23 protein-coding genes, 1 tRNA gene and 1 riboswitch are annotated in these 25419 nt (G+C 71.0%); of the genes, 9 read left to right on the forward strand and 15 right to left on the reverse strand.

The features are described 5' to 3' along the window. Positions 1–70: 70 nt before the first annotated feature. Positions 71–628, reverse strand: a complete 558-nt coding sequence (locus OG429_RS16235; RefSeq protein WP_328926039.1) for a TetR/AcrR family transcriptional regulator — start codon at positions 626–628, stop codon at positions 71–73. A 106-nt stretch (positions 629–734) separates the two neighbouring features. Here OG429_RS16235 and OG429_RS16240 point away from each other — a divergent pair, with 106 nt between their 5' ends. Continuing rightward, complete coding sequence (locus OG429_RS16240; RefSeq protein WP_328926040.1) at positions 735–1910, forward strand: FAD-dependent oxidoreductase; 1176 nt, start codon at positions 735–737, stop codon at positions 1908–1910. 3 nt (positions 1911–1913) lie between these two features. On the opposite strand, the gene OG429_RS16245 is transcribed toward OG429_RS16240, so the two are convergent. Beyond that, positions 1914–2756 carry a MurR/RpiR family transcriptional regulator gene (locus OG429_RS16245; protein WP_328926041.1) on the reverse strand — a complete coding sequence of 281 codons (843 nt, stop codon included), beginning with the start codon at positions 2754–2756 and terminating at the stop codon, positions 1914–1916. 141 nt (positions 2757–2897) lie between these two features. On the opposite strand from OG429_RS16245, the gene OG429_RS16250 reads away from it, so the two are divergent. Further along, positions 2898–3269: a hypothetical protein gene (locus OG429_RS16250; protein ID WP_328926042.1), complete on the forward strand. Its 372-nt coding sequence runs from the start codon at positions 2898–2900 to the stop codon at positions 3267–3269. 295 nt (positions 3270–3564) lie between these two features. Here the strand turns inward: OG429_RS16250 and OG429_RS16255 are convergent, their stop codons facing one another. After that, a complete protein-coding gene (locus tag OG429_RS16255) occupies positions 3565–4950 on the reverse strand; it encodes a cystathionine beta-synthase (protein WP_328930289.1) in 1386 nt (461 codons plus the stop codon). 134 nt (positions 4951–5084) lie between these two features. Between OG429_RS16255 and OG429_RS16260 the strand changes: the two genes are divergently transcribed. From OG429_RS16260 to OG429_RS16270, 3 genes are all read left to right on the forward strand, one after another. Then, the gene (locus OG429_RS16260; RefSeq protein ID WP_328926043.1) at positions 5085–6170 is read left to right on the forward strand and encodes an SGNH/GDSL hydrolase family protein; all 1086 of its coding nucleotides are present in this window, start codon (positions 5085–5087) and stop codon (positions 6168–6170) included. Between the two features lie 70 nt (positions 6171–6240). Next, positions 6241–7461, forward strand: coding sequence for an acetyl-CoA C-acetyltransferase (locus OG429_RS16265; protein ID WP_328926044.1), 1221 nt, complete (start codon positions 6241–6243; stop codon positions 7459–7461). Between the two features lie 374 nt (positions 7462–7835). Next, on the forward strand, positions 7836–8642 hold the full coding sequence (locus OG429_RS16270; RefSeq protein WP_328930290.1) for a hypothetical protein: 807 nt from the start codon (positions 7836–7838) through the stop codon (positions 8640–8642). Here the strand turns inward: OG429_RS16270 and OG429_RS16275 are convergent. Further along, positions 8626–8961 (reverse strand): hypothetical protein, encoded by a 336-nt coding sequence (locus tag OG429_RS16275; protein WP_328926045.1) that lies wholly within the window; start codon positions 8959–8961, stop codon positions 8626–8628. The two genes, OG429_RS16270 and OG429_RS16275, sit on opposite strands and share 17 nt — an antisense overlap. Positions 8962–9061: 100 nt before the next feature. On the opposite strand from OG429_RS16275, the gene OG429_RS16280 reads away from it, so the two are divergent. Then, positions 9062–9292 (forward strand): DUF4287 domain-containing protein, encoded by a 231-nt coding sequence (locus tag OG429_RS16280; protein WP_069920555.1) that lies wholly within the window; start codon positions 9062–9064, stop codon positions 9290–9292. 107 nt (positions 9293–9399) lie between these two features. Here the strand turns inward: OG429_RS16280 and OG429_RS16285 are convergent, their stop codons facing one another. Both OG429_RS16285 and OG429_RS16290 read right to left on the reverse strand, forming a co-directional pair. Beyond that, on the reverse strand, positions 9400–10254 hold the full coding sequence (locus tag OG429_RS16285) for a Bax inhibitor-1/YccA family protein (protein WP_328926046.1): 855 nt from the start codon (positions 10252–10254) through the stop codon (positions 9400–9402). Between the two features lie 177 nt (positions 10255–10431). Next, a tRNA-Leu gene (locus OG429_RS16290) sits at positions 10432–10513 on the reverse strand. Positions 10514–10953: 440 nt separating this feature from the next. Between OG429_RS16290 and OG429_RS16295 the strand changes: the two genes are divergently transcribed. Beyond that, positions 10954–11727 (forward strand): ABC transporter ATP-binding protein, encoded by a 774-nt coding sequence (locus OG429_RS16295; RefSeq protein WP_328926047.1) that lies wholly within the window; start codon positions 10954–10956, stop codon positions 11725–11727. Positions 11728–11795: 68 nt separating this feature from the next. After that, entirely contained in the window at positions 11796–14339 is a 2544-nt protein-coding gene (locus OG429_RS16300) for an ABC transporter permease (RefSeq protein ID WP_328926048.1), read from the forward strand. Positions 14340–14420: 81 nt separating this feature from the next. Here OG429_RS16300 and OG429_RS16305 read toward each other — a convergent pair whose 3' ends face one another. Both OG429_RS16305 and OG429_RS16310 read right to left on the reverse strand, forming a co-directional pair. Continuing rightward, a complete protein-coding gene (locus OG429_RS16305) occupies positions 14421–15812 on the reverse strand; it encodes a cyclopropane-fatty-acyl-phospholipid synthase family protein (protein WP_328926049.1) in 1392 nt (463 codons plus the stop codon). A 146-nt stretch (positions 15813–15958) separates the two neighbouring features. Next, complete coding sequence (locus OG429_RS16310) at positions 15959–17335, reverse strand: NAD(P)/FAD-dependent oxidoreductase (protein ID WP_328926050.1); 1377 nt, start codon at positions 17333–17335, stop codon at positions 15959–15961. Positions 17336–17746: 411 nt separating this feature from the next. Here OG429_RS16310 and OG429_RS16315 point away from each other — a divergent pair, with 411 nt between their 5' ends. Next, positions 17747–17971, forward strand: a complete 225-nt coding sequence (locus OG429_RS16315; RefSeq protein WP_328930291.1) for a type II toxin-antitoxin system RelE family toxin — start codon at positions 17747–17749, stop codon at positions 17969–17971. A gap of 64 nt (positions 17972–18035) precedes the next feature. Here the strand turns inward: OG429_RS16315 and OG429_RS16320 are convergent, their stop codons facing one another. The 7 genes from OG429_RS16320 to OG429_RS16350 form a co-directional block, all read right to left on the reverse strand. After that, on the reverse strand, positions 18036–19034 hold the full coding sequence (locus OG429_RS16320) for a Ppx/GppA phosphatase family protein (protein ID WP_328926051.1): 999 nt from the start codon (positions 19032–19034) through the stop codon (positions 18036–18038). After that, the gene (locus tag OG429_RS16325; RefSeq protein ID WP_328926052.1) at positions 19031–19567 is read right to left on the reverse strand and encodes a DUF501 domain-containing protein; all 537 of its coding nucleotides are present in this window, start codon (positions 19565–19567) and stop codon (positions 19031–19033) included. The genes OG429_RS16320 and OG429_RS16325 overlap by 4 nt, the downstream gene beginning before the upstream one ends. 49 nt (positions 19568–19616) lie before the next feature. After that, entirely contained in the window at positions 19617–20105 is a 489-nt protein-coding gene (locus OG429_RS16330; RefSeq protein ID WP_328926053.1) for an FtsB family cell division protein, read from the reverse strand. Between the two features lie 91 nt (positions 20106–20196). Beyond that, positions 20197–21483 (reverse strand): phosphopyruvate hydratase, encoded by a 1287-nt coding sequence (gene eno / locus OG429_RS16335; protein ID WP_030028493.1) that lies wholly within the window; start codon positions 21481–21483, stop codon positions 20197–20199. Positions 21484–21755: 272 nt separating this feature from the next. Further along, a complete protein-coding gene (locus OG429_RS16340) occupies positions 21756–22463 on the reverse strand; it encodes a transglycosylase family protein (RefSeq protein WP_328926054.1) in 708 nt (235 codons plus the stop codon). A 3-nt stretch (positions 22464–22466) separates the two neighbouring features. Beyond that, positions 22467–22639: riboswitch (cyclic di-AMP (ydaO/yuaA leader) on the reverse strand. Between the two features lie 276 nt (positions 22640–22915). After that, positions 22916–23974 (reverse strand): LysM peptidoglycan-binding domain-containing protein, encoded by a 1059-nt coding sequence (locus OG429_RS16345; RefSeq protein ID WP_328926055.1) that lies wholly within the window; start codon positions 23972–23974, stop codon positions 22916–22918. Positions 23975–24077: 103 nt separating this feature from the next. Beyond that, positions 24078–25358: a cytochrome P450 family protein gene (locus OG429_RS16350; protein ID WP_328926056.1), complete on the reverse strand. Its 1281-nt coding sequence runs from the start codon at positions 25356–25358 to the stop codon at positions 24078–24080. Between the last annotated feature and the right edge of the window lie 61 nt (positions 25359–25419).

Here is a 25419-nt window from a genome sequence, read left to right on the forward strand (position 1 = left end):
CTGTCCGCCTGGCCGTTGACGGCCTTGTCGTGGCGCGGGGCGACGTAGCCGGACGGAGCCCGGACGGGGTTCAGCCGGCGAGCGTGACCGCCAGGGCCGGGGCCAGGCCCGCGACGAGGCCGTCCGGGGTCAGGGCGGTCACCGCGGGCAGCCGCAGGAGGTAGCGGGTCAGGGCCAGGCCCAGCAGCTGGGTGGAGACCAGGCCCGCCACGCGGGCGGCCCGCTCGGGACCGAGGGCCGCCGCCAGCGCCGGGGCGACCTGGGCGGCGAACACCTCCCGCATCCGCTCCGCCGCCCGCTCGTTCGTCACCGCCGAGCGCAGCAGCACCAGGAGCGCGTCGTCGGCCGGATCACCCTCCCACCGCTGCACGAAGTGCCGTACGAGGGCGGCGGGGAGCTCGGCCACGGGCACGGCACCCAGGTCCGGCAGCCGCAGGTCCACGGCCAGGGCGGCGTCGAAGAGCTGCTCCTTGCTGCCGAAGTAGCGCATGACCATCGACGGGTCGATCTCCGCGTCCGCCGCGACGGCCCGGATGGTGGTGCGCTCGTACCCCTGCGCGGCGAAGCGCCCGCGCGCCGCCCGCAGGATGGCCGTCTTGGTGGTGTCGGAGGTGCGTCGCGCCGTCATGCCAACAACCGTAGGCCAACAGCCGTTGACATGCCAGCCCCGGCAGGCGCATCCTGATGCCAACAGCCGTTGGCCAACAAACGTTGGCCCGCCGGAGGAGGCCCGCATGACCAGCACCGCACTCCCCGCCACCACGGACGTCGCCATCGTCGGCGCCGGACCCACCGGTCTCGCCCTCGCCGTCACCCTGGCCGAGGCGGGCCTCGGCTTCGTCCTCCTCGACCGGCAGGCCGAGGGCGCCAACACGTCCCGCGCGGCCGTCGTGCACGCCCGGACCCTGGAGGTCCTGGACGAGCTCGACCCGACCGGCGCCCTCTCGGCCGACCTGATCGGCCGCGGCATCCCGGTCAGCCGGTTCCGGATCCGCGACGGGGCCCGCCCGCTCGCCGCGATCCCCTTCGACGGCCTGCGCACCGCCCACCCGTACGCGCTGATGGTCCCCCAGTACGAGACCGAGGCCGTGCTCCTGGCGCGCCTGCGCGCCCTCGGCGGGGACGTCCACCGCCCGTACGAGGTCACCGCAGTCGCCCAGAGCGCGGACGGGGCCACCCTCACGACGGCCACGGGCGAGACCCTGCGCGCCTCCTACGCCGTCGGCGCCGACGGAATGCACAGCAAGGTCCGCGAGGCCGCCGGGATCGGCTTCAGCGGCAGCCCCTACGAGGAGTCCTTCGTGCTGGCCGACGTCGCCATGGACTGGGTTCCGGGCCCGGGCGAGGTCTCCCTCACCTTCGGCGCCGCCGGGCTGGCCGTGGTCGCACCGCTGCCCGCGGGCACCTCCCCCGCCGCAGGCCCCGGAGGAAGGCGCTACCGGGTCGTCGCGACGGCCGCCGAGGCCCCCGCCGAGCCGGACCTCGCCTTCGTGCAGCACCTGCTGGACGAGCGCGCCCCCGGCCAGGCCACCGTCACCGCCCTCGTCTGGTCCTCCCGGTTCCGGATCCACCACCGGGTCGCCGACCGCTACCGCGTCGGCCGGCTGCTCCTCGCCGGTGACGCCGCCCACGTGCACAGCCCGGCCGGCGGGCAGGGCATGAACACCGGCGTCCAGGACGCGTACGCCCTCGGCCGCGCACTGGCCACCGGCGACCTCGACGGCTACGAGGCGCGCCGCCGCCCGGTCGCCCTGCGGGTGGTCGCCCTCACCGACCGGATGACCCGCGTCGCCACCACCCGGAACCCGGCCCTGCGCGCCCTACGCAACACCCTGCTCCCCGTCCTCGCCCGCATCCCGGCGCTGCGCACCCGCCTGGCCACCGAGCTGGCCGAGCTCAATTACCGCTGAGCCCTACTCCACGAACAGTCCCCGCGCCGCGGCCTGCGTGTCGAAGACCTCCAGCCGGGCCTGTGCGTCCGGCAGGGCGTCCGCCATCGCCTCCAGCAGCACCCGGCCCAGCAGCATCGGCGCACACGCCGTGTCGAAGGCCAGCCCGGTCCCGACCGGCGCCGGGATCAGCAGGTCCGAGTGGCGGGCCACCGGCGCGAAGACCGAGTCCGCGACCGTCACCACGGTCAGCCCGGCCCGCCGGGAGCGCTCCAGGGTGTCCACGACCTCCCGGGGGTGGCGGGGCAGCGCGAAGCAGAGCAGCGCCGAGGCGCCCGCGCCGACGGCCGCGTCGATCCGGTCCTCCAGCATCGAGCCGCCCTCGTCGAGGAGCCGTACGTCCGGATGCACCTTCGCGGCGAAGTACGCGAACCCGCGCGCCTGCGAGGACGCCGCCCGCAGCCCCAGCACCGGCAGCGGGGTCGAGGCGGCGAGCAGCCGGCCCGCCTCCTGGACGGGCGCGGGATCGGCGAGCATCGCCGCGAGCCGGCGCAGGTTCTCGATCTCGCCCTGGACCGCCTGCTGGTACTCGTTGTACGCGTCCTCGTGCCCCGTCTCCGCCCGCTCGGCGGGGGCCACCTCGCGCAGGTGCCGGCGCAGTGCGGGATACCCGTCGAAGCCCAGCGCCACGGCGAACCGGGTCACCGACGGCTGGCTCACCCCGGCCAGCTCGGCGAGCTCCACGCTCGACAGGAACGGCACCTCCGCCGCTCCGCGCACCATGCAGTGCGCGATCCGCCGCTGGGTCGGCGTCAGCCGGTGCCCCTCGAAGAGCTTCTGCAGCCGCGCGGCCGGGCTGTCGCTCATGCCCGTCCCCTCCGTCCCGGTGAGATATTCAGTCACCGAGCACTCTGCATGTGGTTATGCAGCACGGCAAGCCGCGCCCGCGATCCGGATTCGGGGGCTAGCCCCAGTGCCGGGGCCCGCGGCCGTTCCTACGGTGGGGGGATGGACGTGCATGCCCGAGAGCTGAAGAAGGAACTCGCCGCCACGCTGGACGCCCGGCGGGAGCTGGGTCCGGAGTACGAGGCCGCGCTGGTGGACTCGTTCGTCGAGAAGGTCGACACGCAGGTCAGGCGGCGGCTCGCGGAGGACCGCCTGTCCGCCGCGCGGGGCCCCGCCGGTCCGTCCGCCCCGGCGGAGGGGAACTTCGGCGAACGCTTCGGCTTCGCCATCGTCACGCTGGTCCTGGCGATCCCGCTGTCGGCCATCGGCGCCGCCCACGCCCACCTGAGCGGGCTCCTGGTCGCCTGGGCCGGGATCCTGGGCGTGAACTTCGTCCACGCCTCGAAGCGGCTGCGGCGCCCCGGGAAGAGTTAGCGCGGGGAAGAGTTAGCGCGGGGACCGCCGCACCCCGGTTGCCCGGGGTCGGGACGACGGCGGTCCCCGCGAAGGACACGGGCCGGGTCAGGGCCGTCCGCGTCCGGTGGCGTCCACGCGGTCCGGGAGCCGCTCCGGAGGCACGCAACGCCGTTCGGTGGTGCCGACCGGGCCCCGGTCTCCCGGGCTTCCCTGCCGACAACCACCACTGTGCCGGAGGCGTGTTAAGACGGTGCTGCCGTCACGTGTCGTGCCCGTACCGTTTGCGCGACGGCCGTGCGCCTCTGCGTAGCCGCTACTTCGCGCCCTTGGCCAGGAACGCCAGCAGGTCCTGGCGGCTGACGACGCCGGTCGGCTTGCCCTCCACCAGCACGATCGCCGCGTCCGCCTCGCCCAGCACCGCCATCAGCTCGGACACCGGCTCGCCGGAGCCGACCTGGGGCAGCGGCGAGCTCATGTGCTTCTCCAGCGGGTCGCCCAGCGAGGCCCGCTGCGCGAACAGCGCCGCCAACAGCTCCTTCTCGACCACGGAGCCGATGACCTCGGCGGCCATCACGTCCGGGTGACCGGCGCCCGGCTTGACGATCGGCATCTGCGAGACGCCGTACTCGCGCAGCACGTCGATCGCCTCGCCGACCGTCTCCTCGGGGTGCATGTGGACGAGGGAGGGGATACCGCCCTCCTTGTCGTCGAGCACGTCTCCGATGCGGGCGGACGGTCCGGCCTCCTCCAGGAAGCCGTGTCCCGCCATCCACTCGTCGCTGAAGATCTTGCTCATGTAGCCGCGGCCGCTGTCCGGCAGCAGGACGACGACGACGTCGTCCGGGCCCAGGCCCTCGGCCGCCTTCAGCGCGGCGACGACCGCCATGCCGCAGGAGCCGCCGACGAGGAGGCCCTCCTCCTTGGCGAGGCGGCGGGTCATCTGGAAGGAGTCCTTGTCGGACACCGCGATGATCTCGTCCGTCACGTTCGGGTCGTAGGCCGTCGGCCAGAAGTCCTCGCCGACGCCCTCGACGAGGTACGGACGGCCGCTGCCGCCGGAGTACACCGAGCCCTCGGGGTCGGCGCCGATGACCTTGACCTTCCCGCCGCTGACCTCCTTGAGGTAGTTGCCGGTACCGGAGATCGTGCCGCCCGTGCCGACGCCGGCGACGAAGTGGGTGATCTTCCCGTCCGTCTGCTCCCACAGCTCGGGACCGGTGGTCTCGTAGTGCGAACGGGGGTTGTTCGGGTTGCTGTACTGGTCGGGCTTCCAGGCGCCCGGGGTCTCGCGCACGAGGCGGTCGGACACGTTGTAGTACGAGTCCGGGTGCTCGGGGTCGACGGCGGTCGGGCAGACCACGACGTCGGCGCCGTACGCGCGCAGCACGTTGATCTTGTCCATGGACACCTTGTCAGGGCAGACGAAGATGCACTTGTAGCCCTTCTGCTGGGCCACGATGGCGAGTCCTACACCCGTGTTGCCGCTGGTCGGCTCCACGATGGTGCCACCGGGCTTGAGGGCTCCGCTCTGCTCGGCGGCCTCGATCATCCGTACGGCGATCCGGTCCTTCACGGATCCACCGGGATTGAAGTACTCGACCTTCGCAAGGACGGTGGCCTGCAGGCCTTCGGTCACACGGTTGAGCTTCACCAGCGGGGTGTTGCCGACGAGGCTGATCATCGAGTCGTGGAATTGCACCATGTTCTCCAAGGACGGGACTCCACGGGTTCTCCGGGAGGCATGGCCAGACTATGCGGAAAGGGATTGACCGACCGTACGTACGGGGCAGGTACGTCAACAAGGCCCGACAAGGGAGCGAGGTGGCCTGAAGGGTGTCCAGGGCGAGAACGGCCCGCCGGATCGCGGCGGGCGCAGCGTACGGCGGGGGCGGACTCGGGCTGGTCGGAGTCGCCGCCGTGGGGCTGGTGCTGGCGGAGGTCCAGTTCGCCAAGCGGACCGTGGGCACCGGGCTCGGCGATCCGCCGCGCGCGGACGGGCTGTACGGGAGCGAGTTCGGCGGCCCGGAGCTGAGCCCCGGCCCGCTGCGCCTGGGCATGCTGGGCGACTCCACGGCCGCGGGGCTCGGCGTACGGCGGGCCCGGCAGACTCCGGCGGCCCTGCTGGCCTCCGGGCTGGCGGCGGTGGCCGAGCGGCCGGTCGAGCTGCGCAACGCGGCCCTGTCGGGTGCCATGTCGGACGACCTGGACCGGCAGGTGACGGTGCTCCTGGACGGCGACGCGCCCGCCCCGGACGTGTGCGTGATCATGATCGGCGCGAACGACGTGACCCGGCGTATGCCGCCGACCCACTCCGTGCGGTGCCTCACCGGGGCGGTACGCCGGCTGCGGCTGGCGGGCTCCGAGGTCGTCGTGGGCACCTGCCCGGACCTGGGCACCATCGAGCCCGTGTACCAGCCGCTGCGGTGGCTGGCCCGGCGCGTCTCGCGCCAGCTGGCCGCCGCGCAGACCATAGGGGTGGTCGCCCTGGGCGCCCGTACGGTCTCGATGGGGGACCTGCTGGGCCCCGAGTTCGCCGCGAACCCGCGCGAGATGTTCGGCCCGGACTCCTACCACCCGTCGGCGGAGGGCTACGCGACCGCCGCCATGGCCATGCTGCCGACCCTGTGCGCGGCGCTCGAACTGTGGCCGGAGTCCGACCGGCTGGACGTGTCCCGGGACGAGGACATGCTTCCGGTGGCCAAGGCCGCCTCGGCCGCGGCCGGACAGGCCGGTACGGAGGTCACGGCGGCCCGCGGCCCCTGGGCCCTGCTCAAGCACCGGCGCCGTCGGCGGGTCCCGGGCGAGGAGCTCCCGGCCGTCCACGCGGCCGGGGCGACGGGGGCGGCCGCCCCGGGCGCCGGGGCCCCGGACACCCCGGCGAGCAGCGGAGCGACCGGCATCACACCCCAAGGCCGGTGACCTCGACCATACGGGGCGGTAACTTCGCTTGCGGTCCGGATAGAGCCGCAACACACCCTTGGAGCCTTCGATGCCCGAAGCCGTCATCGTTTCCACTGCCCGCTCCCCGATCGGGCGCGCCGGCAAGGGGTCCCTCAAGGACGTCCGTCCGGACGACCTGACCGCCACGATCATCCAGGCCGCCCTCGCCAAGGTCCCCGAGCTGGACCCGCGCCAGATCGACGACCTGATGCTCGGCTGCGGCCTCCCCGGCGGCGAGCAGGGCCACAACCTGGCCCGCATCGTGGCCGTGCAGATGGGCATGGACTACCTGCCGGGCACCACGATCACCCGGTACTGCTCCTCCTCGCTCCAGACCTCCCGCATGGCGCTGCACGCCATCAAGGCCGGCGAGGGCGACGTCTTCATCTCCGCGGGCGTCGAGACGGTCTCCCGGTTCATGAAGGGCTCCTCGGACGGCCTGCCGGACACCCACAACCCGCTCTTCGCCGACGCGGAGGCCCGTACGGCCGCCGTCGCGCAGAGCGAGGGCTCCTCCTGGCACGACCCGCGCGAGGACGGCCTGATCCCGGACGCCTACATCTCGATGGGGCAGACCGCGGAGAACCTGGCCCGGCTCAAGGGCGTGACACGCCAGGACATGGACGAGTTCGGTGTCCGCTCCCAGAACCTGGCTGAGGAGGCCATCAAGAACGGCTTCTGGGCCCGCGAGATCACCCCGGTCACCACCCCCGACGGCACGGTCGTCTCCACCGACGACGGCCCGCGCGCCGGTGTCACCATGGAAGGCGTCTCGGGCCTCAAGCCCGTCTTCCGCCCCGACGGCCTGGTCACGGCCGCCAACTGCTGCCCGCTCAACGACGGCGCCGCCGCGCTGGTCATCATGAGCGACACCAAGGCGCGGGAGCTGGGCCTGACCCCGCTGGCGCGGATCGTCTCCACCGGTGTCACCGGCCTCTCCCCGGAGATCATGGGCCTCGGCCCGGTCGAGGCGTCGAAGCAGGCCCTGAAGCGGGCCGGGCTGACCGTCGGCGACATCGACCTGTTCGAGATCAACGAGGCCTTCGCGGCCCAGGTCATCCCGTCCTACCGGGACCTGGAGATCCCGCTGGACAAGCTGAACGTCAACGGCGGGGCCATCGCCGTCGGTCACCCGTTCGGGATGACCGGCGCCCGCATCACCGGCACGCTGATCAACAGCCTGCAGTTCCACGACAAGCAGTTCGGTCTGGAGACGATGTGCGTGGGCGGCGGCCAGGGCATGGCCATGGTCATCGAGCGGCTGAGCTGAGCCGGAGCGGAGGGTAGGGGTCGCCCGAGGAACGAGGGCGGCACCTGCCCGCAGCGGTGGCGAAGATCGGTACCGAGCGGCTGAGCCGACGCGGGCCCCAGTCGCCGCAAGGGATCCGGCCGGATCCCTTGCCCCGTACTGACACCGGATCTAACCGCGTCGCGGCCGACCTGTGACCGAATCTCCCCCAGGATGTGACCTATGTCCCGGGGGAGTGGCATGTCCGCAGGTCAGAGATGGTACGGATGGGCCGGGTGTGACCAAAGCCCTGTCCAATTCGTGACGTAATGCACTGCACGCCATTCCCAGGTCGGGACACTCTGATGTAGGAAGTCGGGGGATCGAATCACCTCAGGAGTTAGTCAGTGAGCGCCATGTCTCTTGCCCTGCTGCTGACCACGGCCGCTGCCACGGCCGTGGGCGCTGCTGCGCTGCACGCCGTCCACGGTCTCCGTAAGCAGGTCACGGCCCTGCGCGGCGAGCTGGCGATGCCGGCCCACGCCCGCGCCGCGACCGTCCCGCACGCCCGCAGCGCCGTGGAGTCCCCCGCCGCCGAGATACGAGCCGCCGTGGCCGAAGCCCTCGCCGAGGAGCGCGAGCGCGAGCTCGCCGAGGCGCGCGCCTTCTGGGCCGCGCAGGAGGCCCGCGACTCCGCCGACGCCCCGTCGCTGCTGGGCGGCCTGCCCGGCCTCGGCGAGGACACCCCCGTCTTCCTGCCCCGGCAGGCCGACCTGGTGGGCCTGGAGCCGCTGCTCGGCGAGGACTCCGTGGAGGAGTACCCCGAGGATTCGGCCGAGCTGGCCGCCGCCCGCCGGCGCCACCCCTCGCACCCCGACTTCGTGCCGGTCCAGGCCCCGGCCCCCGGCGCCGACCACGAGCGCACCGTCAGCCGCCTGGAGGAGCTCGCGGAGGCCCGTACGGCCCTCGCGGACGTCCGCCCGGGCCCGCTGGGCACGCTGGACGTGTACGTCTTCACGGACGGCACCACGCTCTGCATGACCCCCGGCCACAGGGAGACCGCGGAGCGCCTCGCCGAGGCCCTGCGCTCGGGCACCGCGCCGGTCCTGCTGGGCGGCTCGGGCATCTCCGGCGCCTACGCGCTCACCTTCTCCTGCGGCGACGCCGAGGACCCCGACAGCAACGTCTACATCCTCGCGGACCGCGTCATCGCATCGCTCTGACTTCCGCCTGCTCCACCAGCCCCACGGCCTCGTCCAGCATCCCGGACGGGGCCGTCGTGCCGTCCCCCTCCCGTACGGCGCGCAGCGCCTCGGCGAGGTCCAGCCCGGCCACCGCCACCTGGTCGCCGACGACGAACATCCCCGCGTCCGGCATCTGCCGTACGGGCACGCCCTCCAAGGTCTGCGCCCGTGCGGAGAGTTCGCGTGCCAGTTCCAGCGCCGCCGCGGCGGCTCCCTGCTGCAGGCGGCTCTGAGGCGCGGCCCGCAGCCGGTCTGCGAAACGTTCCACGGCGGCGGTCAGGGGTGAAGTATCGAGCACCCGGCCGACCTTACGCGCCGCCCCGGCACCATTGCCAACGGGCGAACTCTCCGGCACGGTGACGTGAAGAGAACAGCACGGCAACCTTCCGGAGGCGCCAATGTCCGTAGAGTTCTCCGAACAGACCCACCGCAACATGATCGACAGAATCCCCCAGGCCACCGGTCGTGAGCTCTCCGACTGGCTCCGCACCGTCGACGAAGGCCCCTCCCTCGTCCGGTTCGAGGAGAAGGTCAGCTGGCTGCGCGGCGCGCACGAACTGTCGTACGGCCAGGCCAAGGCGATCATCCACGAGTACGACCTGCGCAGAGCCGCCCGCCGGTTCGGCTGAGCCCTCCCCCCGACTCCCGACCCCCAGATGCGGGAAGGCCCCGCGAGCGTGTGCTCGCGGGGCCTTCCCCAGGCTGTGGACGGCGGTCGGGACGACCGCCGTCCCTGCTAGTCGTCGCCCGACAGGATCTGGAAGATGCGCAGCATCTCCATGTAGATCCACACCAGGGTCATGGTGAGGCCGAAGGCCGCCAGCCAGGACTCCTCGCGCGGGGCGCCGTAGGCCACGCCGTCCTCGACCTGCTTGAAGTCCAGGGCGAGGAAGCAGGCTCCGAGGATGACGCCGATGGCGCCGAACAGGAGGCCCAGGCCGCCGCTGCGGAAGCCGAGGCCGTCACCGCCGCCGAAGACCGCGAAGAGCGTGTTCGCCACCATGAGCAGGATGAAGCCCAGGGCCGCGGCCATCACGAAGCCGTAGAAACGGCGGTTGACCCGGATCCAGCCCATCTTGTAGGCGAAGAGCACGGCGGCGAAGACGCACATCGTGCCCATCACGGCCTGGATGACCACGCCGGCGCCCAGGTAGGTGCTGGTGGCCGCGCTGATGACGCCGAGGAAGACACCCTCGAACGCCGCGTAGCCCAGGATCAGCGCCGGGACCGGCTTGCGCTTGAACGACTGGACCATCGCCAGCACGAACGCGACGATGGCCGCGCCGACGCCGATGGCGTACGACTTGTTCAGGTTGGCCGGGTCGACGGGCAGGAGGACCCAGGCGAGGGTCGCCGTCAGGATGACCGTGCCGAGCGTCATGGCCGTACGGCTCACGACGTCGTCCATGGTCATCACGTTGGCGCGCGTCGGCGCCTGCGGCATGCCCATGGCCGGGTCGGTCGCGTACGGGTTGGTCGCGTACGGGTTGGTCGCGGTCCCGGCCTGCTGGTACTGCGCGTCGAACCCCGCGTAGCCACCGTTGTCGCGGCTGAACCCCCGTCGCGAGAAGACCGGGTTACTGCTCCTCATCTCACTCCTCCGTGGCCACCGAGCGCGGCCTCGCATCAAGAGTAATGCGCTCGCAAAGAAAGCACCCTACTGCTGGAGGAGGATCTTAAGAGAAGGCGCGGCGAAGCGCAGGTGATAAACGAAGGGGACCTCGGGGAGCTCCGCCGGGCCTCGCGGGACGTGCAGGGAGCTGCGGAGTGCCCGGAGCCGGACTTGAACCGGCACGGCCCGAAGGCCAGCGAGGTTTAAGCTCGCCGTGTCTGCATTCCACCATCCGGGCAGGGCGTGGCGGCCCCCGTGAAAAAGCCTTGAACGCTGAGCCGAGCCTATCCGGAACGCCATCGCGGCCAACGGGCCGTCTATCCGATGTTGTCTGATTTTATTGGCGCTTGAGGGTGCGTCAGGCCCGAGAACGCACGGTGGGCCCCTTCTCGGCGACGATCACGCGCGACCTGGGATTGACGGGATTTCGATGGCCGCGCCACCCGTACGCCACCCCGCTCCCGGGCCGGGCTTCCGCCCCGGCTTCTCCCTCCCCGTCAGGGCTCCTGTCATACCAGAGGGGGAGAGCGGCATGCCCGCGTCAGACTCAAGTGGGCCAGGGAAAGGGGCACCTCGGCTGATCCGGAGCGGGGGTGGGCGCGGCGACGATGGAAACGTCCCGCCGATGAGCGGACCGCGACCGGTCCGCAGTCCCCCGCCCTGACAGGAGTCGCTTCCGTGACCACCACGAACTACGCCCCGCACACCATCCAGGCCGTGGCCGCCCGCGCCACCGGCCTCTCCAAGGTGTACGGCCAGGGCGAGACCCAGGTGGTCGCCCTGGACAACGTCTCCGTGGACTTCGCCCAGGGGCAGTTCACCGCGATCATGGGCCCCTCGGGCTCCGGCAAGTCCACGCTGATGCACTGCGTCGCGGGCCTGGACACCTTCTCCTCCGGTTCCGTGCGCATCGGCGAGACCGAACTGGGCTCCCTCAAGGACAAGCAGCTCACCCAGCTGCGCCGGGACAAGATCGGCTTCATCTTCCAGGCCTTCAACCTGCTGCCGACCCTGACGGCCCTGGAGAACATCACGCTCCCCATGGACATCGCCGGGCGCAAGCCCGACAAGCAGTGGCTGGAGTCGGTGATCAGCATGGTCGGCCTGGCCGACCGCCTCACCCACCGTCCCACCCAGCTCTCCGGCGGCCAGCAGCAGCGCGTCGCCGTGGCCCGCGCCCTGGCCTCCCGCCCCGAGATCATCTTCGGCGACGAGCCGACCGGAAACCTCGACTCCCGCTCCGGCGCCGAAGTCCTCGGCTTCCTGCGCAACTCGGTGCGCGAGCTGGGCCAGACCGTCGTGATGGTCACCCACGACCCGGTCGCCGCCTCCTACGCGGACCGCGTCATCTTCCTCGCCGACGGCCGCATCGTCGACGAGATGCTCAGCCCCACCGCCGACGGCGTGCTGGACCGCATGAAGGCGTTCGACGCCAAGGGCCGCACCAGCTGAAGCCCCGCCGCCCAGCGGCTTCCCGCAGCCCTCCGCACACAGACCTCCAGCCCCAGGACTGAGATCCCATGTTCCGTACCGCCCTGCGCAACGTCCTCGCGCACAAGGCCCGACTGCTGATGACGGTGCTCGCCGTCACACTCGGCGTCGCCTTCGTCTCCGGCACCCTCGTCTTCACCGACACGCTCGGCAAGGCCATGTCCAGCCAGTCCGCGAAGTCCTACGAAGGCGTCGCGGTCTCCGTCACCGACTACGGCCGCCACCGTGACGAGGACGGCCAGAAGCAGGGCGAGCCCGGCATCAGCCAGCAGACCCTCGACAAGATCAAGACCCTTGACGGGGTCGACTCCGTCTCCGGCCGCGTCCAGGGCTTTGCCGGCGTCGGCGACGAGAACGGCAAGCTGATCGGCAGCGGCTGGGCCAACGCCGGCTCCAACTTCGACCCCGTCAAGGACGGCAAGGACCCGCGCTACCACTTCACGGACGGCACGGGCCCGGTCAAGGACGACCAGATCGCCCTCGACAAGGAGAGCGCGGCCAAGGGCAAGTACGAGGTCGGCGACAAGATCGGCGTCGCCACCAACCGCCCGGTCAAGGAGTACACCCTCTCCGGCATCTTCACCACCGAGGACGGCGCGGTCAACGCGGGCGGCAGCCTCGTCCTGTTCGACACCAAGGTCGCCCAGGAGCTCTACCTCCAGCCCGGCTTCTACAGCGAGCTCTCCATCGGGGCCAAGGCCGGCACCACCGCCGACCGGCTGCTGGCCGATGTCAAGCCGCTGATCTCCAAGAACTCCCAGGCCAAGACCGGCGCCGCCCTCGCGGCCCAGCAGGCCAAGGACATCGAGCGGGCCATGTCCGGCATGAGCACCGGCCTGCTGATCTTCGCCGGCGTCTCCCTCTTCGTCGGCATCTTCCTGATCTACAACACCTTCACCATGCTGGTCGCCCAGCGCACCAGGGAACTGGCCCTGCTGCGCGCCATCGGCGCCAACCGCGGCCAGGTCAAGCGCTCGGTCCTCGCCGAGGCCGGGGTCGTCGGCCTCGTCTCCTCGGTCATCGGAATGGTCTCGGGCATCGGCCTCGCGGTCGCCATGCGCTCCGCGATGGACCTCTTCGACGCCAAGATCCCCGCCGGTCCGCTGATCATCGCCCCGGGCACCATCGTCATCGCGCTGGTCATCGGTGTCCTCGTGACGATGCTCGCCGCCTGGCTGCCCGCCCGCCGGACCGCCAAGATCGCCCCGGTCGCCGCCATGGGCAGTGCCCACCTCCCGGCCACCATGAAGTCCCTCGTCGTGCGCAACATCATCGGCAGCCTCCTCGCCCTCATCGGCGTCGGTGTGGTCATGCTCGGGGTCAGCCAGAAGAGCGACGGCCGCATGGTCATCGCGGGCGGCGCGTTCTTCCTGCTCATCGGCCTGTTCGTGCTGCTGCCGATGCTGTCCCGCCCGGTCATCGCCCTGGTCCGCCCGCCGCTGGAGAAGGTCTTCGGCGTCGCCGGCAAGCTCGCCGCGCAGAACGCCGTCCGCAACCCGCGCCGTACCGCCGTCACCGCCGCCTCCCTGACCATCGGCCTGACCCTGGTCACCGCGATGTCCGTCATGGGCATCACCGTCGGCCAGGCCATCGACAAGGCGACCACGCAGAACATCAAGGCCGACTACCGGGTCACCATGGCCGCCGAGGGCATGAACCTCGACAAGTCCGTGCTCCCCGCGCTGGAGAAGGGCAAGGGCGTCAGCGCCGTCTCGCCGAAGACCACCGAGATGTTCAAGATCGGCGGCAAATTCCAGCTCGTCAGCGGCGTCAACCCGGCTGCCCTGTCCCAGGTGCTGACCGTCAAGACCACCGGCGGCGACCTCGCCTCCCTGGGCCAGGGCAAGCTGCTGGTCTCCGCCGAGGAAGCGAAGAAGCAGGGGCTGGCGCCCGGCTCCACCGTCGATGCCCAGTACGAGGACGGCCAGCAGGCCAAGCTCCAGATCGGCGCGATCTTCGAGAACAAGGGCCAGCTCGGCGACTACGTCTTCGATTACAAGATCCTCGCCGCACACAACGAAGAGCAGTACCTGCCCGAGGTCCTCGTCAAGGTCGACGGCGGCCCCTCCAAGGCGAGCCAGCAGGCCGTGATCGACGCCCTCGGCAAGAACCCGGCCATCAAGGTCTCCACGCAGGCCGACATCCGCGACCAGATGGCCGGCGAGATCAACATGGCGCTGAACGTCATGTACGGACTGCTCGGCATGGCCCTGATCATCTCCGTCCTCGGCGTCATCAACACCCTGGCGATGTCCGTCTACGAGCGCCAGCAGGAGATCGGCATGCTGCGGGCGGTCGGGCTCGACCGGGGCCGGGTCAAGAACATGATCCGCCTGGAGGCCGTGGTCATCTCCCTCTTCGGCGCGGTCCTCGGCATCGGGGTCGGCATCTTCCTCGCCTGGGCCGGCGGCAAGACCATCGCCGCCTCCATCCCGGGCTACGCGCTGGTCATCCCCTACGACCGGATCGGAGTGTTCCTCGCGCTCGCCGGACTGGTCGGTGTCCTGGCCGCCATGTGGCCGGCCCGCAGCGCCGCCCGCCTGAACATGCTGACGGCCATCAAGACCGAGTAGCCCCGTCAGGAAGCGGAACGCGGACGGAACATCGGGACACGGAAGGGCCCGGGGCACACGCCCCGGGCCCTTCCGGCGTTCCTACCCGGCGCCCCAGGTGCGCAGCCGCAGCGGCAGCCCGGACGCGCCGCCGTACCCCGGCCGCACCGCCAGCACCTGGTTGACGCCGAGCCGGCCGTGCTCGAAGGCGAGCGCGGAGGCCGCCATGTACAGCAGCCAGACCCGGGCCCGGCCGGGGGAGGTCAGGCGTACGGCCTCGTCCCAGCGCTCCTCCAGCCGCGCCACCCAGGCCCGCAGCGTCAGCGCGTAGTGCTCGCGCAGCGCCTCCACGTCGCGGACCTCGAAGCCGGCCCGCTCCAGCTCGCCCACGGTGCTGCCGAGCGGGGACAGCTCCCCGTCGGGGAAGACGTACGCGTCGATGAACTCGTCGACCCTGTACGCCTCTTCGTCGGGCTCCGGGGGCCGGGCGATCTGGTGGTTCAGCAGGCGGCCGCCGGGGCTCAGCAGGCCGAACAGGGTGCCCGCGTACTCGCGGTAGCGGGCGGAGCCGACGTGTTCGGCCATGCCGATCGAGGAAATGGCCTCGTACGGCCGGTCCCTGACGTCCCGGTAGTCCTGGACCCGGATCTCGATCTGGTCGGCGAGACCCTCTTCGGCGACCCGCTTGCGGGCGTGGGCGGCCTGCTCGCGCGAGAGCGTGATGCCGGTGACCTGGGCTCCGTACTCCCGGGCCGCGTGCAGGGCCATGGAGCCCCAACCGCAGCCGACGTCGAGGAGCCGGGTGCCGGGCGCGAGGTCGAGCTTGCGGCAGACCAGGTCGAGTTTGTCGCGCTGGGCGTCCTCCAGGGTGGAGCCGGGGCTCCAGTAGGCGCAGGAGTACACCATGGACGGGCCCAGCACGTGCCCGTAGAACTCGTTGCCGACGTCGTAGTGGTGGATGACGGCCGCGCGGTCGCGGCCTTTGGTGTGCGCGGCTCCGTTGCGGCGGACGCTCGCCTCCTCGGGCGGCGGCGCGGGCGCGGGCCACGGGCGGGCCAGCGCGGTGAGTTCGCGTACGGCGGCCCGCGCGGCCGGGTCGCGCAGCAGCGCGAGCGTGCCGGAGGCGGTCCCGACGGCGCCGGAGGCGCGCGCGGGCAGGTACGGGCGCAGGACGGCCAGCTTGGCCAGGCCGGCGCGGGGAAGGGCCGGGGCGGCCGTGCGGCTCTCCCGTTCCCAGAGCAGGCCCCCGACCCGGTCGAGCAGCTCGAACAGGTCGCCGTCGACCGTCAGGTCCCCGGCGACCCAGGCGCGGGCCAGGCCCAGCTCGCCCGGCTTCCACAGCATGCGGCGCAGGGCGCGCCGGTTCGTCAGCACGAGGACGGGACCGCTGGACGGTCCGGCTTCACTGCCGTCCCAGGCCCGTATGCGCACGGGCAGCGGGGCGCCCAGCAAGGTCTCGGCAAGAGCGGCCAGCCGCGGCGCGGCGTCGGTCATGGCAGGCACCTCCGATGAGTTCCGACGGATCGGCCTACCCATTTCCGGCGGCGGTCAATCGGAAAACACGCCGAAGGGGCCGCCCGCACCACGGATGGCGGGCGGCCCCTTCGGGGTCGTGCTGGAAAGCTCCGGTCGCAGCCGGGTCAGGAGGCCTTGGCCTTCTGGGCCGGAGCCGCGGCGGCCGGGGCCGGCTTGGCGGCCTCGTAGAACTCCTCGCGCGGGGTCTCCAGCGCACCGAGGGAGACGACCTCGCGCTTGAGGAACATGCCGAGGGTCCAGTCGGCGAAGACGCGGATCTTGCGGTTCCAGGTCGGCATGGCCATGCCGTGGTAGCCACGGTGCATGTACCAGGCGAGCCGGCCCTTGAGCTTGATCTTCATCTTGCCCATGACGATCATCGCGACGCCCTTGTGGAGGCCGAGGCCCGCCACCGCACCCTTGTTGGAGTGCGAGTACTCGTGCTGCGGGAAGCCGCGCATGCCCGAGATGACGTTGTCGCCGAGGACCTTGGCCTGGCGCAGCGCGTGCTGGGCGTTCGGCGGGCACCAGGCGTTCTCGACGCCGGCCTTGCGGGAGGCCATGTCCGGAACCTGGGCGTTGTCGCCGGCGGTCCAGATGTAGTCCGTGCCCTTGACCTGGAGGGTCGGCTCGGCGTCGACGTGGCCGCGCGGGCCCAGCGGCAGGCCGAAGCGGGCCAGGGCCGGGTTCGGCTTGACGCCGGCGGTCCACACGATGGTGTTGGAGTCGACCTCGAGGCCGTTCTTCAGCACCACGTGGCCGTCCACGCAGGAGTCCATGGAGGTGTTGAGGTAGATCTCGATGCCGCGGGACTCGAGGTGCTCCTTGCCCCAGGTGCCGAGCTTGGGCCCGACCTCGGGAAGGATCTTGTCGGCCGCGTCGACCAGGATGAAGCGCATGTCCTCGCGCTTGATCGTGGAGTAGTACTTCGCGGCGTCGCGGGCCATGTCCTCGACCTCGCCGATGGTCTCCGCACCGGCGAAGCCGCCGCCGACGAAGACGAAGGTGAGGGCCTTGCGGCGGACGTTCTCGTCCGTCGTGGACTCGGCCTTGTCGAGCTGTTCGAGGACGTGGTTGCGCAGGCCGATGCCCTCTTCGACGCCCTTCATACCGATGCCCTGTTCGGCGAGGCCGGGGATCGGGAAGGTGCGGGAGACGGCGCCGAGCGCGATGACCAGGTAGTCGAAGGGCAGCTCGTACGCCTCGCCGACCAGCGGCGTGACGACGGCGACCTTGCGGTCCTGGTCGATGCTGGTGACCCGGCCGGTGAGAACCTCTGCCTTGGGCAGCACGCGTCGCAGCGGGACGACGACGTGCCGAGGCGAGATGCTGCCTGCGGCCACTTCGGGGAGGAAGGGCTGGTAGGTCATGTACGACCGCGGGTCGACGACCGTGACGGTCGCCTCGCCATAGCGCATCTTCTTCATGATCCGCTTGGCCGCGTACAGGCCTACGTACCCACCTCCTACAACGAGGATCCTGGGACGCTCCGTGGTGCTCATGGAACGAGTATCCAGCACCCAATGGGGTGTCGCTCGTGAGCCCCTTCACAAGGAGTCGGAGGGCCTCTGCTACACTCCGCGGCCCACGTGACGTGGGTCATGCCGCGCAACGGGAACCACGGTGCAACGGGAGTCGTTGAATACCCGTTCTGAGCTGGCCTTCAGGCGCTCAAGCGGACTGGACCACCAGGTTTCGCCGGTACCTCTGACACGGAACACGTCGTGTCCGCACTTCGCACAAACGGGCGCCGAAACGGCCCCGAGGGCCTCCGAAGAGGCCCGAACGGCCCTTCCGTCGACCCGTCCGGCGTCTTTTCCTTGTGAAGAACTTCACGAAGTTCATGTGGATCAAGGGACTTAAGGCCCCCTCGGACCCCCCTTTTCCTTCGAAGTCCCCCTCATGGGCGGAGGATTCGAAGGGTCGCACCGGCCGCAATGCGCGTCCTCGCCGCACTGACCGCGCTGGAAGACGATCCGTACGGCGAGGACGCCGACGTCAAGAAGCTCACCGGGCCGTCCGGGCTCTACCGGCTCCGGGTGGGTACGTACCGGATCGCCTATCAGGTCTTGGACGGCGAGCTCGTCATCCTCGTCGTCAAGGTCGGCGACCGGCGCGACATCTACCGCACCATCTGACTCCGGCACGACGACGGTGCTCCGGTCGACTGACCGGAGCACCGTCGTTCAGCGATTCGGCAGGTCAGACCCGCCCTTTGTCGGTCTCGGCCTCTTCGGCGGCGCTGATCGCGATGCCGTCGAGGATGTCGTGCTCCGAGACCACGACCTCCGAGGCTCCGATGCGCTCCATGATGGCCAGCAGGACCAGCGCGCCGGCGCCGATCACGTCCACCCGGCCCGGGTGCATCACGGGGATCGCCGCGCGCTCGGCGTGGGTCGACGTCAGCATCCGGCCGGTGATCTCGCGGACCTGGTCGTAGGAGATCCGGGAGTGGTGGACGGCCGCCGAGTCGTACTCCGGCAGCCCGAGGGCGATCGCGGCGACCGTGGTCACCGAGCCGGCCAGGCCCACCAGGGTGCGGGCCTCGGCCAGCGGGACCGTCTCGGCCGCCAGGTCCAGCGCCGCCTCGATGTCGGCCCGTACGGCGGCGATCTGCGCCTCGGTCGGCGGGTCGGTGACCTGGCCGTCCACCACCAGGTGGCGCTCGGTCATCCGGACGCAGCCCACGTCCACGGAACGCGCCGCCCGGACGTGCTCCTCGCCGACCACGAACTCCGTCGAGCCGCCGCCGATGTCCACGACCAGGAACGGCCGCTCCATGGGGGTCCCCCCGGACGGAGTCTGGGGGAGCTCGTGCGCGGTGAGCTCCTTGGTGGCGCCGGTGAAGGAGAACTCCGCCTCCTGGTCGCCGGAGATCACCTCGGGCTCGACGCCCAGGATGTCCACGACGCCCCGGACGAACTCGTCCCGGTTCTCGGCGTCCCGGGAAGCCGAGGTCGCCACGAAGCGCACCCGCTCGGCGCCCAGTTCCTCGATGACCGCCGCGTACTCGCGGCAGGCGGCGAAGGTGCGCTCCAGCGCCTCCGGGGCGAGGCGGCCGGTCTTGTCCACACCCTGGCCGAGGCGGACGATGATCATCCGCCGGTCCAGCTCGACCAGTTCGCCCGTCGCGGGGTCATAGTCCGCGACGAGCAGCCGGATGGAGTTCGTACCGCAGTCGATGCCGGCGACCCGGGTCACGCCCGGTCCTCCTTGTCCCCGCACGGGGTGACGCAGGGGCCCTTGGCCCACCACTCCGGCAGCATCGCCAGGGCCTCGTCGCCGAACGGGTTCACGCCCGGGCCCGCGGCCAGGGAGTGGCCGACCAGGACGTGCAGGCACTTGACCCGGTCCGGCATCCCGCCGGCGCTCGGGAAGCCCTGGAGCACATCGATGGCGTCGCGGCGCCGGATGTAGTCCTCGTGCGCGGCCTGGTAGGCGGCGGCGAGCTCGGGGTCCTCGACGAGCCGGGCCTGCATCTCCTTCATCACGCCGTTGGCCTCCAGCGTGCCGATCGCGGAGGCCGCGCGCGGGCACGTCAGGTAGTACAGCGTCGGGAAGGGGGTGCCGTCGGGGAGCCGCGGCGCGGTCTCCACCACGTCCGGCTGGCCGCAGGGGCAGCGGTGCGCGATGGCGCGCAGCCCGCGCGGCGGGCGTCCGAGCTGCTGCTCGAACGCCTCGATGTCCGCGTCGGTCGGCTCGGTCCGGTCGGTCTGGGGCGGGGGCGTCTGCATGCCTGGAGGGAGTCTCTTCGTTCGCGGTTCTATGACGGGTGGAACTGGTTCAGTCGCCGGGGCGGTCGGCCTTGTCGACGCCGTCCCAGACGTTGGAGTACCAGGGGCGGTCCGAGCCGGCCTGGCCGGTCCGGTGCTGCTCGGCGCCCTGCGCCCCGGGGTCGGTCATGATGTAGCCGATCTCCCCCGGGCGCAGGAAGTGCAGGTGCTTGCGCGCCTGCTGCTCCGCGTAGGCGTTGTCCTGCCAGCGGGCCTTCTCGTCGCGGAGCCGTTCCAGGCGGTCCCGCGCGGCGGCGGCGGCCCGCTGCTGCTTCGCGATCTCCGAGCGCTGGGACACGTACTGGCGCATCGGATACGCGAGGGCGACGACCAGCGTACAGAGGACGAGCACGAGGAGGGCCGCGCGGCCGGTGAGCCGGCTGCGGCGGACCTGGCGGCGCGACTGCGAGCGGTAGACGTGGGCGGCGGTCCGCTCGCCGAGCTGCTTGAGCCTGGTCGCGGTCGAGAAGGTGGAGAACCGATCACGGTTCCCGGCCATTGGTCCCGCCTCCCCTGTGTACGCACTACGCAATACGTCCCCGCACACGGTACGGGACCGAGTGCGGGGACGTACGGAAGCAAGAGCGTGATTAGCCCTTGAAGCGCGGGAAGGCGCTGCGGCCCGCGTACACCGCGGCGTCGTCGAGGATCTCCTCGATGCGCAGCAGCTGGTTGTACTTGGCGACGCGGTCCGAGCGGGCCGGGGCGCCGGTCTTGATCTGGCCGCAGTTCACGGCGACGGCGAGGTCGGCGATGGTGACGTCCTCGGTCTCACCGGAGCGGTGCGACATCATGCACTTGAAGCCGTTGCGCTGGGCCATCTCGACGGCGTCCAGGGTCTCGGTCAGCGAACCGATCTGGTTCACCTTCACGAGCAGGGCGTTCGCGGAGCCCTCCTCGATACCGCGGGCCAGGCGCTCCGGGTTGGTGACGAAGAGGTCGTCGCCGACGATCTGGACCTTGGCGCCCAGGCGGTCGGTGATGGTCTTCCAGCCGGCCCAGTCGTCCTCGAACAGCGGGTCCTCGATGGAGACCAGCGGGTACGCCTCGACGAGCTCGGCGTAGTAGTCGGTCATCTCGGCGGCCGAGCGGGACTGGCCCTCGAACTCGTACTTGCCGTCCTTGTAGAACTCGGACGCGGCGACGTCGAGCGCGAGCGCGATGTCCTTGCCCGGGGTGTAGCCGGCCTGCTTGATGGCCTCGATGATGAGGTCGAGCGCGGCGCGGTTGGACTCCAGGTTCGGGGCGAAGCCGCCCTCGTCACCGAGACCGGTGGACAGGCCCTTGGTGTGCAGGACCTTCTTGAGGGTGTGGTAGACCTCGGCACCCCAGCGCAGCGCCTCGGAGAAGGACTCCGCGCCGATCGGGGCGATCATGAACTCCTGGATGTCCACGTTGGAGTCGGCGTGCGACCCACCGTTGAGGATGTTCATCATCGGAACGGGCAGCAGGTGCGCGTTCGGACCGCCGAGGTAGCGGAAGAGCGGAAGGTCCGAGGCCTCCGACGCGGCGTGCGCGACGGCGAGGGACACACCGAGGATGGCGTTCGCGCCGAGGGAGCCCTTGTTGTCGGTGGCGTCCAGGTCGAACATGGCCTGGTCGATCAGACGCTGCTCGGTGGCGTCGTAGCCGACGAGCTCCGGGCCGATCTGCTCGATGACGGCGAGGACGGCCTTCTCGACACCCTTGCCCATGTAACGGTTGGGGTCACCGTCACGGAGCTCGATGGCCTCGAATGCACCGGTGGAGGCGCCGGACGGAACTGCAGCACGGCCGGTGCTGCCATCGTCGAGGCCCACCTCGACCTCGACCGTGGGGTTGCCTCGGGAGTCCAGGATTTCCCGGGCTACGACGACGTCGATGGACGGCACGAGCATCTCCTTCTGGGATGTGACGCTGGGTGTGCGGTGGCGTCAGGCCGTGGGACGGCCTGGCCGACTAGAGCCTAACCGGATCCGGGCACTCACCCTGCCGACCGCCCGGTTCCTGGGACGAAAAAGGGCCCGAATACCCCTCTTCCCGGACATAGAGGCCTCGGTGACGGGGGTTCTGCAGCCGCACACACCACCGCCCGGCGCGTGGGGGGAGACGCGCCGGGCGGTGGGGATGGTGAGCGTTGCTGCGACTCCTGCGGCTATTGCCGCAGTGTTCAGCTGAGCTTCAGCTTCTGACCCGGGAAGATCAGGTCGGCGTCCGAGACGATGTCCTTGTTCAGCTCGAAGAGCTTCTCCCAGCCGCCCTTGACGCCGTTGGCCTCGGCGATGGTGCCCAGGGTGTCTCCGGACTTGACCTCGTACGAGCCGTTGCCGGTCTTCGGGGCCGGGGCCTCGGAGCGCTCGGAGCGGGTGGTCGGGGCCGGGGCCTCGGAGCGCTTCGTCTCCTTCTTCGGCTCGGTCTTCTTCGGCTGGGTCTTCTTGGTCTCGGTCTTCTTCTCCGTCTGCTTCGGGGTTTCGGCCGCGCCGCCCCCGCTGTAGGAGGAGTTCGACAGACCCACGCCACAGGACGGCCAGGCGCCCTTGCCCTGGCCCTTGAGGACCTTCTCCGCGACGGCTATCTGCTGGGACTTCGAGGCCTGGTTGGCCTGCCCGGCGTACGCCTTGCCGCCGTACGCGGCCCAGGTGGACGACGAGAACTGCAGGCCGCCGTAGTAGCCGTTGCCCGTGTTGATGGCCCAGTTGCCGCCGGACTCGCACTGCGCGACGCGGTCCCACTCGGAGGAGGTGGCGGCACTGGCGGAGCCGGCGGCCATCAGGGGGGCGGCGACGGCCACACCGGCGACACCGGCGAGCGTGACGATGCGGGCGGTGCGCTCGATGGCGGTACCGCGGCGGTGCTTGCCCTTGCCGGAAAGCAGCATGGAGTTTCTCCTCACCGACGCCTACGAGGTGAGCTGTCGGGTTCGGGCGAGTGAGTTGCCCGGCCGTGCGACCTAGCGCACGTCTTAACCCCTAGCCGGTGGCGTGACCGTCTCTCAACGGCCGCTCCCGGCACCTACCTTGGTTCCCCCGCTCCTGCCTTCGGCGCTTGACGCGACGACTGTTCCCTCCGTCCGCCGGCAGGACTCGGCGATGCGGTCGAAGGAGCTCGCGGTGGCGAGCGATTCAGAAGGTAGACAGGTCTCCCCCCGATGTTCAACGACCGACATCGGGGGGAGACGACCCCTACTTGCGCTGCCCGTACGGGTGTTTGCGCAGGTGAGGGCGGGGTTTGCGGAAGCCCCGGGGCGAGACACGCCAGTTGACCGGAAGAGACGCATGTCTCACTTACAGAAAACGGACAATCGACTCTTTCCGGATGGCTCAAGTGTCCTTATTGCGCGGTTAGATCCAGGTTCTGTCCGGGCTTGATCAGATCCGCGTTGCCGCCGATGACCTGCTCATTGGCCGCGTAGAGCCCCTTCCAGCCGCCCTTGACCCCCTTGGCATCCGCGATGGTGACCAGGCTGTCGCCCGCCTGCACGGTGTACGAGGGGGCCGACGCGGCATCAGATGCGGCCGGCGTCTCGGTCGCGGGGGCTCCGCGGTGCTTGCCGTTGCCCTCAGCTGCCGTGACGGGCGGTGCGGTGGGGCCGGTGGAGGTGCCCGGGGCGGCCGGGGCGCCCTGGGTGGCCGGTGCCGTCGGGTCCGTCGTGGCGCCCGGAGTGGCGGGGGCCGCGGGGTCGGCCGGGGTCACCGGGGGCTGGCCCGGGGTGCCGGGCGGCGTGGTGGGCGCGTTCGGGTCCACGGGGGCGGTCGGTGTGCCCGGGGCGGTCGGGGTCGGCGTCACCTCGTCCGGCGAGGGCATGACGGGCAGTCCGAGGGAGGGCGCGAGCGGGCCGTCGGGAATGACGAACGACGGGGTGGCCGACGGGCTCGGGGCGGGGGTGGGAGCGCCGAAGTCCGTGGACGGCTTCCCCTTCCCCGTCGAGGGCACGTCTTCGTCCGGCCGGGTCGGCGCCGGGCCCTTCACGGCGGAACCGCCGGGCAGGCCGGGGTCGACGACCGCGGCGGGGCTCTGCCCCTCCAGCCCGGCCGACGCCGCGCACAGCGGCCACGCCTGCGGGCCCTGGGAAGCCAGAATGCGCTCGGCCACGGCGATCTGCTGGGACCGGCTCGCGAGGTCGGGCCGCTTGGCGAAGTCGGAGCCGCCGGCGCTCTGCCACTCGTCCTGGCTGAACTGGAGGCCGCCGTACTGGCCGCTGCCGTAGTTGGCACTCCAGCTGCCGCCGCTCTCGCATTCGGCGACCTTGTCCCACGTGGAGGTGTCGGCCGCGGAGGCGTTGGTGGCGGCAAGAAGCGGCAGTGCCAGCGCGGAGCCTGTGACTCCTGCGGTGACGACTATCGCGGGCACCTGACGGGGGCGTCTGTGACGGCCGTTCCCGGAACGCATGAGGCTGCACCTTTCGCATAACGGCTGGGTAACGGCAGAACCTAGCGGCCCTCGAACGATTGTCACAACTCGGGTCTGCTACTGACTTACGGTCAGATGACCTTCAAATGTTTCGGGGTGTGAAGCGCACGGGTAGGGTGCGCAGACCGCGCATGATCAGACCACCGCGCCAACGCAGGTCAGTTGACGGAATGGCGAGTTCCAGATCCGGCAGACGCGTGAGCAAAGTCGCAAGCGCCGTCTTTCCTTCAAGTCGCGCGAGCGGAGCACCCAGGCAGTAGTGGATGCCGTGCCCGTATCCGAGGTGCTGGTTGTCGGTGCGCGAGAGGTCGAGGGTGTCCGGCTCGGCGAACCGCCCGGGATCGCGGTCGGCCGCCGCCAGGACGACCAGGACCGGATCCCCGGCCGCGATCGACTGCCCGCCGAGGGTCAGCGGCTCGGTGGCGAACCGCCAGGTGGCCAGCTCCACCGGGCCGTCGTAGCGCAGGAGTTCCTCGATCCCGGTCTCCAGCAGGCCGCTCTCGCCCGCGGCGAGGGAGCGCTGGAGGCGCTCGCGCTCGCCGGGGTTCATGAAGAGGGAGTGGACGCCGTTGCCGATGAGGTTCACGGTCGTCTCGAAACCGGCGAAAAGCAGGATGAAAGCCATGGCGGTGGCCTCGGCCTCCGTGAGGTGGTCGCCGTGGTCGCTCGCCCGGATCAGGTCCGAGATCAGATCATTGCCCAGATCATCCCTTTTGCGATGGATGAGTTCACCGAGATAGGTCCGCATCTGCTTCACCGAGCGGGCGACACCGCCGCGCGGTCCGCCGCCGTGCCGGATCATCATCCCGGCCCAGTCGCGGAAGTCGTCCTGGTCCTCGCGCGGTACGCCGAGCATCTCGCAGATGGCGTAGATGGGGAGCGGGAAGGCGAACTCGTGGATGAGGTCGGCCTCCCCCCTGTCCGCGAACCCGTCGATGAGGTGGTCGGTGAGCTCCTGCACGCGCGGGGTGAACTCGGCGACCCTGCGCGGGGTGAAGGCCTTCGCCACCAGCCGCCGCAGGCGGGTGTGGTCCGGCGGGTCGATGTTGAGCAGATGCGTCATCAGCTCCGCCTTGCGCTCCCCCGGGATCCCGGTCTTGCCCTTGGCGTGTCCCTCGTGGCGGTCCGGATTCTTGCTCAGCCTCTGGTCAGCCAGCGCTCGGCGGGCGTCCGCGTACCGGGTGACCAGCCAGGCCTCGACCCCGCTGGGGAGCTTGGTGCGGTGCACCGGCGCGTGCTCGCGCAGCCAGGCGTAGGCGGGGTAGGGATCGGTCGCGAACTCCCAGTCGAACAGGGTCGGTCCCCGGCGGGAAGGGGAGGTCGAAGGGGTGTCGGCGGAGGCTGCGGGGGTCTGCTCATGCACCTGCTGACCGTATCCCGGCACCCGACCCCGATCCCATATGGGTGGTTCGTCGCGGCTGTCC

This window comes from Streptomyces sp. NBC_00190, from assembly GCF_036203305.1.
GTDB lineage: Bacteria > Actinomycetota > Actinomycetes > Streptomycetales > Streptomycetaceae > Streptomyces.